The organism is Pseudomonas sp. NFR09, from assembly GCF_900111535.1.
Taxonomy (GTDB): domain Bacteria; phylum Pseudomonadota; class Gammaproteobacteria; order Pseudomonadales; family Pseudomonadaceae; genus Aquipseudomonas; species Aquipseudomonas extremorientalis.
The window spans coordinates 268,539-282,319 of the sequence record NZ_FOIH01000002.1 but is presented as its reverse complement, the minus strand read 5'-3'; the positions used below and the strand labels follow the sequence as shown (position 1 = coordinate 282,319).

Annotated in this window: 9 protein-coding genes; all 9 read right to left on the bottom strand. The window is 65.0% G+C overall.

What is annotated here, in order from left to right:
• Positions 1–60: 60 nt before the first annotated feature.
• The 9 genes from tagQ to BMX59_RS05145 all read right to left on the bottom strand — a co-directional run bounded on the left by tagQ (position 61) and on the right by BMX59_RS05145 (position 13,781).
• A complete protein-coding gene (gene tagQ / locus BMX59_RS05185; protein WP_071488084.1) occupies positions 61–987 on the bottom strand; it encodes a type VI secretion system-associated lipoprotein TagQ in 927 nt (308 codons plus the stop codon).
• An 84-nt stretch (positions 988–1,071) separates the two neighbouring features.
• On the bottom strand, positions 1,072–2,781 hold the full coding sequence (locus BMX59_RS05180) for a formylglycine-generating enzyme family protein (RefSeq protein ID WP_071488085.1): 1,710 nt from the start codon (positions 2,779–2,781) through the stop codon (positions 1,072–1,074).
• On the bottom strand, positions 2,774–3,958 hold the full coding sequence (locus tag BMX59_RS05175) for an ABC transporter permease family protein (RefSeq protein ID WP_093120371.1): 1,185 nt from the start codon (positions 3,956–3,958) through the stop codon (positions 2,774–2,776). The genes BMX59_RS05180 and BMX59_RS05175 overlap by 8 nt, the downstream gene beginning before the upstream one ends.
• Positions 3,958–4,662, bottom strand: a complete 705-nt coding sequence (locus BMX59_RS05170; protein ID WP_093120368.1) for an ABC transporter ATP-binding protein — start codon at positions 4,660–4,662, stop codon at positions 3,958–3,960. The genes BMX59_RS05175 and BMX59_RS05170 overlap by 1 nt, the downstream gene beginning before the upstream one ends.
• On the bottom strand, positions 4,662–7,628 hold the full coding sequence (locus tag BMX59_RS05165; RefSeq protein WP_092241652.1) for a serine/threonine-protein kinase: 2,967 nt from the start codon (positions 7,626–7,628) through the stop codon (positions 4,662–4,664). Before BMX59_RS05165 ends, BMX59_RS05170 begins: the two co-directional genes overlap by 1 nt.
• Complete coding sequence (locus BMX59_RS05160; protein ID WP_092241650.1) at positions 7,625–8,344, bottom strand: PP2C family protein-serine/threonine phosphatase; 720 nt, start codon at positions 8,342–8,344, stop codon at positions 7,625–7,627. Before BMX59_RS05160 ends, BMX59_RS05165 begins: the two co-directional genes overlap by 4 nt.
• Positions 8,345–8,998 (bottom strand): type VI secretion system-associated protein TagF, encoded by a 654-nt coding sequence (tagF, locus tag BMX59_RS05155; RefSeq protein WP_093120363.1) that lies wholly within the window; start codon positions 8,996–8,998, stop codon positions 8,345–8,347.
• Positions 8,995–12,495, bottom strand: a complete 3,501-nt coding sequence (gene tssM, locus BMX59_RS05150; protein WP_092241648.1) for a type VI secretion system membrane subunit TssM — start codon at positions 12,493–12,495, stop codon at positions 8,995–8,997. The genes tagF and tssM overlap by 4 nt, the downstream gene beginning before the upstream one ends.
• A complete protein-coding gene (locus tag BMX59_RS05145) occupies positions 12,492–13,781 on the bottom strand; it encodes a DotU family type VI secretion system protein (RefSeq protein WP_071494633.1) in 1,290 nt (429 codons plus the stop codon). The genes tssM and BMX59_RS05145 overlap by 4 nt, the downstream gene beginning before the upstream one ends.

Genomic DNA, 13,781 nt, shown 5'->3' with positions numbered 1-13,781 from the left:
ACCGATCTTGCGCATTAGCGGAAGATCGGCTGGCGTTTGACGCTTATAGCAGCATATTACTTAAACGTTTGGGCAAGGAACCGGCGCCCAGTCGGCCAGGTTCGGATCGCGGCAGCTGCCTTCGAGCTGAGCTTTACCGGCGCTGGCGACCTGCTTGCTTTCAGCTTGCTTGACCTGGGCAGTCTGGAAGGTCTTCTCGGTGCTCACCGCTTCTGTGGGTACGGTTGGCAGAACCGGCTTTTTCGGCGGTTTGGTGCCTGTGCCTTTCTTCTTGCCCGATGTCACAACAGGTGTTGTGTCGGCCTTGGCCACGGTGACCACGTCAGTACGCTGTACGCCAACCTGTTGCAGGTCTTTCTCGTAGGCCTGGGTGTAGTTGTTCAGGTCTTCGGCGGCTTTACCGTTGACCGCAACGATCAGGTCATTGGATTCCTTCAGGCCCGAGACGATTTCCGCCAGGCGCTTGCGGCCTTCGGTGTCGTTGACGGTCTTGGCTTTGCGATCAGCCACCAACTTGGTGAACGCGCTCTGGTAGCACTGCTGGGACGCCTTGGCGTACGCCGTGCTGCGGTCGATGTCGGAGACGCTTTTGTTCACATCAGCCGCATATGAGGCAATACGCTGGTTGTCATCGGCGATCTGCTTCTGACGTTCGGTGTAGTAACCCGCTGCACCGCCGGCCAGGGCGCCGCCCGCAGCACCGATGGCCGCATTACGGCCACGTTTTTCCTTGTCGCCGGTCAGGGCGCCGAGCAGGGCACCGCCGGCAGCGCCGATGGCCGCACCGGTCACGACCGACTTGGTCATGTTCGAGTCGGTGGCGCGCAAGTGCTGCACGGGCTCATAGCAGTTGGGGTAGTACTCGACCTTGGTGCTCGACGCGACCTTGGAGGCCGGCGATGTGGCGCAACCGGTCAGCACAGTGCTGAAGCCAGCCGCGATCAGCAGCAAGTGACGCTTGGAAACCGCCTTACGGGAAAAAAGCATAGGTGTGTTCTCTTTTAAGTTTGACTTGCCCAGCACGGCCCACCGCCGCCTGAGTCCCTTCCAAGCTCGCTATACAGCCAGCGCTCATCGCTGACCGCTCGCTGCGAGCAATTCCTTCAAGATCGTTGCCGGGTCGGCCCGCTGTTGCTTGCGGTAGTTGCCGACATGGCGAACGAACAGTGTTGCGCGCGTCACCAGGCTCTTGCCGAGCACCGGCTTGCGATCCAACTCTTCCTTGATCCGTTGAAACTGCGCCTGGATCACCGCATCGGTGTAGCGCGTGCCGGTGGCCAGGTTGTCGATATAGATCGCCACTGCGCCGTCGAGGGCGCTGCGGCCATTGGTAATGGCCATCTCGAACAGTTGCGCGCTGGCCGCGTCCTTGTTGTCCAGGGCCTGCTGGCGACTCTTCTGCAGGTTGGCCAGGCGGATGTTGTAGTTGGCGATGGTCTCGGCCACCAACGCGGCCGACTGAATCAGGTTGCCCGCCGCTTCTTCGCGTTGCTGGGCGATCAGCGAGACGTTGCGCTTGAGCTCTTCGTTGACCAGCCCCAGCTCGGCTTGCAGTTTGGGATCGACGCTGGCGGCGATGATGCTGTCCAGGCGCTTGGTCGGGTCCTGGGCGTCGTCGATGGCGTCGGTCAGCGAGGCCAGGCGGCCCTCTTTCTGCCATTGGGCGAACAGCTCCTTGTAGCGCGAACGTGGCGCCGACAGCGCGCCGATCGCCACGCGGAAACCGGTGGTCTCGTTGCTCTGCTCGGTGCCATCGGCGGCAAACAGGGGGTATTCGCGGCGCATGCCGGTGAACAGCGTGCCCTCGCCTTCCAGGTAGTTGCCGCCCTTGACCACAAAGCCACCGTAGGTGCCCTGGCGACGCCCGGCGTGGACCAGTTGGAACGATTCCTGGACCATTTCCGCGGCGTTGCCGATCACGTCGAACATACCAATCGGATTGGGCAATTTGGTACCGATGGGCATCAGGCGCGCAGCCTGGCCGGTACCACCGGCAACCTGGTTGAACACCGCGTAATCACTGAGCGGGCCGTCGCTGTCGCTGCCGTCGACACGGCGCGGGAACAGGCGCCCTTCCAGGTCCTGGCGGCTCACCGCATGGCCGCCGCGCGCAGCGAACTCCCACTCCACTTCGGTGGGCAGGCGCACAAAGCCCAGTCCGCCGTCATCCGCCGAGGAACCACGGCCACTCACCGGCAGCAAGTCGCGGTGGTATTTCATCAGCCAGGCGCTGTACACCGCCGAGAAGCGCTCGGCTTCAAAGCGCGACAGTTTCACCTTGGGCAGGCGCCCGGCCATGCCGGTCGGCGCATCGCACGCCGGCGCCGGTTCGCCACTGGCCAGGGACTGCGCCTGGGACATCACCTGGGCGTACTGGCGCGCGGTCACTTCGTACTTGCCGATGAAGTACAGCATGGGCTTGAGCGGAGTCTTGGCGTCGGTCTTCGGCATCAACGGCGCGATGACTTTGTTCCAGTCCTTGGGCAGGTCCTTAAGGGTGAACTGGCCATTGATGAAGTCGCGACGGTAGCCGGAAATAAACGATTGCTGATAACCCGCCTCGCCTTCGGCAAAGGGGTAGCCGAGGCTGATCTCGCGGTCATCCAGGGTGCCCTGGGCCAACACGTAGGCGTAGCGGAACACCATGTTGCCTTCACAGGGCAACGGCAGGCTGACGTCGCCTTCCAACGGCTTGGGGTTGTCGAGCTTGTCACTCGCCTCATCGGCCCAGGCCATCGAGGCCAGGGTCAGCGCCACACAGGCGCCCAGCAACTTATACATCTCTGATTCCTTCAGAAGCCTGGATCCGCGCCACTCGCCAACCACCACACGCCGCCGCCACGGCGCTGACGCCGAGGACTGCAACCAGGGCCAGGCCGTAATGGCGCGCCAGCAGGTGGCTGGCGTATTCGCCCGGCACCTGCACGAATAATTCATTCAAGCCCGACTCGGCCAGGCCATACAGCCCTGCACTGAGTACGGCGGCGAAACCCGCGCTGTACAGCGCCTGCACCACCACGAATAACAACAACCCACCGGTGGAAAACCCCAACAGGCGCAACACTGATAACTCACGCCGCTTGCGCGCGACGCAGGCCAGGGCGCCGGCAAAAATGGCCGCAAATGCCCCCGCCAACGCCAGCCCGCAGATTACCCAGAACACGATCGACAGGTTGCGGCTCAACGACTGCACCTGCGCGATGGTCTGCGCCTGGGTCGACACCAACAGGTTCTGCCCCGCGAAGTACACCCGCAGCGGCTCCACATCTGTAAGGTTGCGGGCGTACAGGCGGAACGCCGGGTACACGCGCTGCTCACTGACGCCTGCAGCCTCCCCGTCCCAACCCAGGGCTGGCACTGCGCGACCATCGCGGTAATCTTCCGCCGCTTCCAGCAAACCCAGGTCGGCAAACAAACCGTCACGAGCAAAGGCTTCCAGCGGCAACACCGCCAGCACCTGCACGCGCGTGCGCTGGGCTTCGACGCGCCCGGCCACTTGTCGTGCAAAGCTGGTTTCCAGCCAATCGCCAGGCCGCGCCGCCAGCTTTTCGGCGGCGGTGTGGCTCAGCACAATCTGGTCCAGGCCCTTGGGCACCGGCAGGCCGGCCAGCAGTGGGTCACCGGACGCGGTCGGCAGCATCTCCAGGGCCAACGTGCCCACTTGCGCCGTCGCCGCAATCTGCCGCGTACGCGGTATGGCGAACGCCACCTCACTGCGCTCGCCCAGTTGCTCGATAAACGCACTGCTGAATCGACCACCGCCCAGCGGAATAATTTCACGGGTGGCGGGGTCGGTCTGCAAACGTTCGGTCAAACTGCTAACCAGTCCAAATTTCAGGCCGAATAACACCAGCAGCGGCGCGATCACCGCCACCAGCGCCAGCACCGAACAGGCCGACAGCCAGGCATCGTTGCGGTAATCCTGCCAGGCCAGCGACGCCACCAGACCGATGCGCATCAGCACACCTCCCCGAGGGTGGCGGTGACGCCGCCATCGGTGTCGCGACGGCAACTGATGCGTCGCACCTGCAAGCCACTGGCGCGGGCCAGGGGCTCGTCGTGGGTGGCGATCACACAGGCTGCACGGTGTTCACGGGCCTGGGCCAGCAATGCGTACATCACGCGCTCGGCATTCAGGGGGTCGAGGGACGCTGTCGGCTCGTCCGCCAGCACCAGTTGCGGCGCATGGGCCAGGGCGCGGGCACAACTGACGCGCTGGCGCTGCCCCACCGACAGCGTCGCCGGTTTCTTGGCCAACTGGTCGCTGATCTCCAATTGCTCGGCCAGGCGCGCCACGCTGCCATCGTCCTTCAAGCCCAGCAGTTGCCGGGACAAGGCGATATTGCCGCGCACATCGAGAAAGCCCAGCAGGCCGCCGGTTTGCAGCACATAGCCCAAGTGCTGGCTGCGCAGCGCGGCCAATGCGGATTGCCGATCAGCGCGCCACAGCCCGGCAATGTCCTGCTGATAAAACTCGAACTGCCCGACCTGATCCGGTGCCAAGACCAGCGCCAGCAGGTCGAGCAAGGTGCTTTTGCCGCAACCGCTGGGCCCGACAATCGCCACTTGCTCGCCCGCACGCAGCGCCAGCGCCGGGATCACCAGGCTATAGCGCTGGCTACCGACGCCCCGGCTCTTGTGCACCGCGTTCAGGGTGAGCATCACGGCAACGTCGACAACGGAACGCGGTACAACGCATCGCCCGGCTCGGCATCGCCGAAACGGACCCAGTTGGCCAGGTCATTGTGGAAGGTTTCGTAGAGGCGGATTTTCGAGTCCAGCTCGTCAATAAAGTCTTCCTGCTCGGCCACGCTCAACGACAACCACAGGTCCTGGGTCATGTTCAGCGATTTGCTGCGGTACGGCAGGCCTTCGAGGTATTCGCCGAGAATGCCGCCGTCGGCCAGATTGCCGCCCTTGCGCAGGGCCTGCGGGTCCCGGCTCATGTAGGCCGAGGCACTGGCGATTTCCTGGAAGAAGTCCTTGGGCGAGGTCTGGGTCTTGCGCGCCGCGTCGACGATCAGTTTCAGTGACTGCTGCAGATCGTTGAGCTGCAACTTGGTCAGCATCACGCACACCTGGAACGCCGGCAGTGCCGGGTTGGTCAGGTCGCGGTCGGCGGTCCAGGCGCTGACCAGTTGCGGCGCCTGGCTCGCGGTTTTGCGGCCGAGGAAATCCATGTGCATGGCATAGCCGACCGCTGCGGACTTATCCGCCAGGCTCGGTGCGCTGCTCAGCAACGGCACCGGCTGCGGCGTGTTGCTGCGCACCTGATGCACAAGGTTGGCGAACACCGTGCCGATCTCATCCACCCGCTCGCCGAGCTTGCGCACATCGCCACCGGGCACCGCGGTGTACAGGTCGCCAATCTGCGGGTTGGCGTCGGCAGTGAGGATGCGGTACTGGCTCTCGGCACCGGCGTGGGTTTTCTTGCCGGCGTCGGTGCGCAGGTGCAAGGCGTAGATCTTGATCTGCTTGCCCAGCGCGGCCTGGCGCACTTCGGCTTCGTTCATCTGGGTGGCGGCGAACGGGTCATTCTTGCGCAGCGCACCGGCGTCGGTGACCAGCAGGATGATGCGCCCGCCATAACCGGACCAATCCATGCCGTCTACCGCCTGCATAACCCCGGCGAACGCATCTTCGTTGAAGGAGTGGCTGGACACGGTGGACGCCTTGACCTGGCGCGCCATGTCGAGGAAGCGTTGCGGATCGCGGCCCTGATCGAGGCTGATCAGGGTCTTGGCCACGTATTCCAGGCCCGGGGTTTTCTTGATGCTGCTGCGAAAACCGACCATGCCGAAGCTGACACTGTCCAACTCGCCGCGCTCGGCGATGCGGGTTTGCAACTCGTGCACCACATCGCGGATCTGGTCGATATAGGGCTGCATCGACACGGTGGTGTCCACCACCAGCACCACGGCCGTGCGGAAGGCGTCGGCGTTGGCATTCATCACCGGCGTCGCGGGTTTGGCGGCCGCGCTGCTGCCGGGGTCGATGGAGGCGACATTGAGTAACTGCACCGGTTGGCCGTTTTCGTCGAAGCTCTCTTTGGAGTCGAAGATCGGCAACAGGTAGAACTGGTTCTGCGGGACGGCGCTGGCGGCAGGCTCCAACGCGAGGATCTGGCTGTTGTCTTCGCTGTTTTTCTGCGCCTTGGCCAGCACGCCTTTGGCGGCGGAAGGGTCAGCCAGCAGTTTTTCCACTTCGCCGGATTGGCGCAGGAACATCACCGGCGCCCGGCCCGAGCGCTCGGTGAATTTCAGCACCAGGCTCTGCTTCCAGTCGCTGACTTGAGACGCAGGCAACCAACCGTCGCTGCGCCCATCGGTGGCCGCGCCGACACGCACCCACGGGCTGCCGTCGACGTCCTTGCGCTGGTACACATAGAGCACGGAAAACGCCGGCAGGGCCTTGCCTGGCGCGCTGCCCGCATCGGTCGAAAGCTTTGCGCCCGGCTTGCTGAGCACGCGCTGGAACAGGGTCTTCTTGCCGGCCATGAGCAACGGGCGTTGGCCGCCATCCGCTTCGGCGACCACTGGCGGCGGTGGCGTGACTTTCGGCACCTCGGCAGCGGGCGGTTTGACCACCGGCTCGTCGCTACCGCTCAACCACCAGTAGCTCGCACCGCCAATCGCCAGTGCAACCGCCACTGCAACCGCCGCCAGCGCCAACACCGGCCCACGGCGCTGCTCGCTGTGCTGGGTCGGCGGCACCACCGGTTGGCGCATCGGCTGGGGTTTATCACTGGGAATCTCGATGGACTCCGGGGTAATGCCCGCCAGGTCGAAACTCATCGGAATCGGCAACGGCCGCACCAGGGTGGCTTCCGGAGAGTCCGCCGGCAGATTGTCCAAGGCGCGCAACAGCGCCGCCGCATCCGGGAAACGCTCAGCCGGGTCCTTGGCCAACAGCTTGCGCAGCACGTCCTGATAACGGCCATGGTGCACCGGCAGTTCCGGCAGCGGTTCGGTCAGGTGCGCCAGCGCCGTGGAGAGTGCATCGGTGCCGGTGTAAGGCAGCTTGCCGACCAGAATCTCGTACAGCACCACGCCCAGCGCATATAGGTCGGCGCGGCCATCGATCTCCTGGCCCCGCGCCTGTTCCGGGCTCATGTAGCTGGGGGTGCCCACGGCAAACCCGGCCTGGGTGAATTGCGTGCGGTCATCCAGCGACTTGGCGATACCGAAGTCGGACAGCACCGCCGTGCCATCGGCGCGAAACAGGATGTTCGCCGGTTTCACATCGCGGTGCACCAGGCCCTGGGCGTGGGCATAGCCCAGCGCCGAGGCGATCTGGCGGATCAGCGTCACACCCTGCTCCGGTGTCATGCCGGCGGCGATGCGCTCCTTGAGGGTGCCGTTGGGCAGGTATTCCATGGCCATGTAGTACAGCTCACCGACATTGCCGATGTCATGGATGGTCACCGTGTGCGGGTGCGACAAGCGCGCCAGGGTCTTGCCCTCGCGCAGGAAGCGCTCGCAGAAGGTTGGATCGGCCGCCAGCGCCGCCGCCATCACCTTCAACGCCACCTTGCGCTCCAGCGAGCGCTGCGTCGCCAGGTACACGCTGGCCATGGCGCCTTCGCCGATCTCGCCTTCGATGTCATAACCGGGGATGACGATGTTCATGGCGATACCTTCACGACAATGGCGGTGATGTTGTCCGGCGCGCCACGGTTGAGCCCCAGGTGCACCAGGCTGCGCACGATTTCGTCCGGCGCGTCGTGGCTGAGCACATCGCGGATTTCATGGTCTTCGACGGTCTTGTTCAGGCCGTCGCTGCACAGCAGGTAGCTGTCACCGGGGGCGATCAGCAGGTCGACCACCGCCAGGTCCAAGTGGGCTTCCACACCAATCGCACGGGTGACGATGTTGGCGCGCGGGTGCGTACGCGCGTCGGCTTCGCTGAGCAGGCCGCTGTCCTGCAGGTCCTGGACGTAGCTGTGGTCGCGGGAGATGCCTTCGAGCACGCCGTCGCGCAGGCGGTACAAGCGACTGTCGCCGGCCCACAGGCACACACCGCGCAGGCCACGGGCGGCCAGCACCACCACGGTGCTGCCCATCATGGTCACGCCACGGTTGGCGGTTTCTTCGCGCACGGCTGCGTTGATGCGCAGCAGGTCATTGCGCAGCGCTGCCGTGTATTCATCCAGGGAGCGCCCCACCGGCACGCTGCGCAGGCTGTCGACGATCAGGCTGCTGACATAGTCGCCGGCCGCATGCCCGCCCATACCGTCGGCCACTACCCACAGGCGGTTTTCCGGCAGGTCCAGGCAGGCGTCTTCGTTGACCTGGCGGACCATGCCCACATGGCTTTTGCTCGCGGATTTGTACGTCGACCCCATCTACACCACACCTTCTTGTCCGAGCAAAAACTGCGCAAAATCGCTGGCGGCAGGCAGGCCCTGACACCGCAGCAAACCAGGGGAAATACGTTGCGAACCACGCCCCCACCACAGGCTCGCGCCGTCGCAGGCCTGTTCGGCCAGGGCCGTCATGCGCTGCTGCGGCACGGTCGCGGCCACCCGTTGCAGGCCGGCGAAACGGCTGTCCACGGCACGCGGCTCACTCGCCGGCAAGCCCAGGCCATCGAGGCCATCGTTGAAACCTTCAAAGGTCGCACCGGTATCCAGGGTGCTGAGCAACAGCGCCTCGGCCTGCTCGAACCAAGTGTCCGGCCCGCCCACCAGGGAGGCCGGATTGGTGTCGTGATCGAGCAACGCCACCACCGCCAGCGGGAAGTAGCGCCCCACCCGATCGATGCTCGGCATCACCACGCCCGCCGCCGCATCCGGCCCGCACACGCCCGACGCCAGCACAAAGCGCCACAGCGGGCTGACCAGGTAAGTATTGAGCCATTCACCGCCGAGGCTGTTCTGACTGGCCAGCAAACCCGCCGCCAGCCAGCTGTCCCACGGGCCGATAAAGCTCTGGGGCAAGGCGCGGCTGACAAAGTCGCCACGGCTGGCCAACTTGCCGTAGAAACCCAGCGTCGTCATAGCCGCTCCGGCAGGCTGAAGCCACTGAGCACGCGGCTCTTGAACGGGTTGAAGGCGCTGTTGGCGCGCAACTCGTAGGCGATGCTCGCACCGTCGACGCGCAGGCGCAGGTTGAAGCGGTCCGGTGAGTTGCCGGCGGTAAGATCCGACTGCTCCAGCAAGCGGAACCAGGCCCACGGCCCGTCCAGGGTCACGCCGGAACGGCCACTGGCCGAGGGCGGCATGATGGAAATCCGCACCACGCCAATGCTGCCGGGGTTCGGCCATTGCATCGCCACCGGGCGGCTGGGGCCGTGGTCGTAGCTCAGTTGCTGGCCGTCCAAGTCCAGCAGGAACTGGGTGATGGTCGGGTCCATCGACACTGGCTTGAGTTCAAACCGCACGATTGGCTGGGTGCCACCGGAGCGGAAGAACGCATCGCGGATCGTCGCGGCTCGCTGGAAGGTTTGCAGCACGCCCGGAGCAATACCGAGTTTCTGTGCCGCGCCCGGCTGCCAGCGCCAGGTCTGCGCCGAGGTGTCCACGTAAGGCTGCAGGTATTTGCGGAAGTAGTTGTCCATCACTCCGCCCACGCCGAAGAACTGGCCGAAGTCATCCAGGGTGGCATCCCGTGCGCTGCCCGGCGACATCGGGTAACGCCCGGCGAGGGACTGGCGATACACGTTGACCACTTCGCTGACCCAGGCTGCGTTCAATTGGTTGCGCACGCCGCCCATCATGCTGTTGGTGGTGGAGTTGACCACCGACTTGACCATGCCTTGCACCAGCGGCGGCTGGCGCTCGGCATTCAGACTGACCCGAGTCGCCGCAGCCGCCGCCTGGTTCTTCGCCTCGCCGAGCAACGCATCGCCGCTGGCGCCGACCATGGCGCTGACCTGCACATACAGCGCGTTCATGTCGGTGAGCAGGCCGTCGATAGCCGCCGGTTCGCCTTCGTTCTTGCTGACAATGCTGTTGAGCTGGGCGAAGTGCGCGGTCACCGGATCCTCCGCCGCCGCAGGCGCATTGGCCGTCGGTTGCTCCTGGCCGAGCAGGCTGCCCAGGCGCTCCTTGAGCTTGTCGACGCCCCCTTCTACCGGCACGCCTTTGGCGGCCAGTTGCCGCTCTTCGGCTTGCAGGTCGGTTTCCTTGGCCACCGCCACCAGCAGTTTTTTCAGCGGCGAGGTCGGGCCGGAAATCACCCGCAGTACATCGGCCGCCTGGGCCACGCTGGTGATCGGCACAAAGTCGATGTCCGCCAGCAACGCATCCCACTGGCGCTGGTAATCCTGGAAATACAGGCGCCGCACATCGGCGGCCAGGCTCACTACGTTCTGCTGGTCAGCCTGTTCGTTGCCCAACACCCACTGTTCTTCAGCGAGGGTGCCGGTCTGGTTCAGGCTGCTCAGCAGGAACGCCTGGCGATAGCCCTTGGCGGTGAAGAAGCCACTCAACGGCTCGCCCAGCGGCTTGCCGCTCTTGCGGCTGAACACCAGCGCGGCGTCACGGCCGGCGGCTTCGTTGAGGCGAAAGTCCGGGATGCCCTCGGGCAGTTTCTGGCGCTTGACCCGGTCATATACGCGCTGGGCCACTGGCAGTTGTTGCAACTGGCGGCGCAGGTCGTCGATCAGCCGTTGATCCAGGCGTGCGTTCGGCGGGTGGCGTTCGAACAGCGACTGCAAGTGCCCGGCCAATGCCTGGCGCTGATCCGCCGGCAGGTCGCGGGGCAGGTTGCGGTCCCAGTCCAGGGCGATCCACGCCTTGATGAAGTCCGGGTCGTAATGCTCGGCGTCAGCCAGCATCAGGTAAGCCTTGAGGCCTTCGTAGAGGAAGTCGGAATTGCCGCCGCCGTGCAGTTGTTCTTCGATGCGCGTCACCAGGCGTGGCGCGAACACCGCGATCAGCAGCTTGCGGTAGACGCTGGCGGACTCGGCTTCAAGCATATCGCCCTGATACAGCCCCAGGCCTTCGGACCAGCTCGGCGAATCGCCTGCCAGGTTTTTCACGGCGTTGAGCAACGGCAGCACGGCGAGCACTTCGCGCTGCGCCGGGCTCAGGTTCTGCACCGCCTGGCCCAGCGGCGCGACCTTCTGGTCGACTTGGGCGATGTAGGCCTGGTTGGCGCGGTAACTCACCCACCACAGGCCGCTGACCACCACGACCAATGCCACAGTAGCGGCCAGCACACCCCGCGCAATCCACTTGCGCCGCCGCTCGACCTTCGGGTTCACCCCCACCAGGCCACGCTCGGCAAACGCCACGGCGGTGAAGAGTTTTTCGATGAAGTAGCTGCGCCCGGTGCCGCTCTGGCGCGCCAGGTGCTGGCGGTCCAGGTTCATGCTCTGGGCCATGGCGCCGATCAGGCGGTCAATCGGGCTGCCTTCCTGGGTGCCGCTGGTGAAGTACACGCCGCGCAGCAACACGCGCTCTTCAAAGGCATTGGGTTTGAACACGCCTTCGAGGAAGCTTTGCAAGCAATCCTTCAAGGCGCCGAACTGCTGCGGGAAGCCATAGATCAGGTCGCGCCGCGCCGGGTCGCGCTCCTGTTGCAGGCGTTCGACCAGGCGTTCGTTGAGGCGCTGTTCCAGCCCGGCGAACTCGCTTTGAAGGTGTGCCAATGGGCTGTCGCTGTTTTTGCCATCGTCCAGGGCAAAGGTCATGCCCCACACCTGGGCGCGTTCCTCCTTGCTCAGGTTGTCGAAGAACTCCATGAAGCCCGGCACCAGGTCGAGCTTGGTCAGCATCAGGTAGATCGGGAAGCGCACGCCCAGTTGGGTGTACAGCTCCTGGATACGCAGGCGGATGGCAGCGGCATGGGCGGCGCGCTCGGCGTCAGTGCCCAGCAGCAGGTCCGACAGGCTGATGGCGATAAACGCACCATCGATGGGGCGACGTGAGCGCTGTTTTTTCAGCAGGTCGAGGAAGCCCAGCCACGCGGCCTTATCCACCGTGGAGTTGCTGTCCTGGGTGGTGTAGCGGCCGGCGGTGTCGAGCAGCACGGCTTGATCGGTAAACCACCAGTCGCAGTTGCGCGTACCACCGACACCACGCACGGCGCCGGCGCCCAGTTGCGCGGCCAACGGGAAATGCAGGCCGGAATTGACCAGCGCGGTGGTCTTGCCCGAACCCGGCGGGCCGATGATCACGTACCACGGCAGTTCGTAGAGGTTGCGGCGCTCATCGCCACCGAGCTTGGCCTTTTTCAGCAGGGCCAGGGCCTCGTCCATGCGCTGGCGCAGGGTGGTGAGTTCTTCGGCGGTGGCGACGCTGTTGGGGTCGGCCGGGGTTTCGGCGGCCAGGCTGCGCATCACTTCGGCGGCCTGACGCCGGGCCTGGATGATGCGGAACACGCGGTAGGCCAGCCATACCGCGAATACCAGGACGATCAGCGCCCAGCGCCGGCCTTCCGGTACCAGCACGTCGAGCAACGGCCCGACAAACCAGATGATCAGGCTCAGGGCAATCAAACCCAGCACGGGGATCACCCAGCGAATCATGAAACTGAAAAACGCCTTCACTCGACGCCCTCCGCCAATACGGTGATTTCAACCCGACGATTGCGGGCACGGCCTTCGGCGGTGGCGTTGGTCGCCACCGGCTCGGTGTCGCTGCGGCCCTCGGCACTGAAGCGCTCGGCCTGGCCGGTCTTGGCCGCCAGGATCTCCAGCACCGACTTGGCCCGCGCTTCGGACAGCGCCCAGTTGGACGGGAAGCGCAGCGTGGCAATCGGGCGGTTGTCACTGTGCCCGGTCACCCGCACCTGGCCCTTGACCTTGCGAATGGCGTCGGCGATACGCAGCATCAGCGGCTGGTAGTCGTCGACGATGCTGGAACTGGCGGAGGCGAACAGCTCATCGCCACGAATGGTCACCACGGAACGGTCGACCGCATCCTCCACCGCCACGCGGCCGGCCTTGATGTCTTCCACCAGGAAGCCCGCCAGGCGCGGGCGCTCGATGACTTTGGGCTGCGCCACCGGACGGTCGATGGCTTGCACCGGAATCTCGCCCAGGGCATGGATATTCTTGAACACCGGTTCGGCATCCGACGCCAGCTTCATGCGCAAGCCAAACAGCAACGCCAGTAACAACGCCAAGCCGATGGCCACGGCGATCCACGGCGGCATGAATTGCGCCAGGCGGTCGCGGGCCACGGTCACGCCGCGCCAGTGCGGCGACAGCTCACGCTCATGCTCGCCACGCGCACTGCGAATGGCTGCAGCAGTGCGTTCGCGCAGGGTCTCCAGCTGGCTGCGACCGTCGTTCATCACGCGGTAGCGGCCTTCGAACCCCAGGCACATGCACAGGTACAACAGCTCCAGCAGATACAGACGTTCCCGTGGGCTTTGCAGGCAGTGGTCCAACAGTTGGAAGACTTTTTCGCCGCCCCAGGCCTCGTTGTGCACGGTGATCAGCAGGCTCTGCTTGCCCCAGTCACTGGTGCTGCCCCAGGGCGTGCTCAACACCGCCTCATCCAGCGCGGTGCACAGCGCGTAACGCGCCAGCAGCACTTCGTTACGAGCGATGCCAGCGGCTTCGGCACGCTCTTCGAACTGGCGCAGGTAGGCCAGCAATTGTGCGCGCAAGCTGGCCGGCGCCGGGTGGGCGATGGTGTTGCGCAGGCGCGTCAGCAGCGCCAACAGCGGACCGGCGGCACTTTCCAGCGGGTTGAGGCCGTGGCTCTTGCCGGTGAGCATCGGTGCGGCCGGCATGGCCAGGGGCGAAGGTTCGGCACGCACAGGCTCCGGCGCCCGGCCACCCGGACGCGGCATGAACTGGGTGCGGTCATCATCATTGGGATGCAT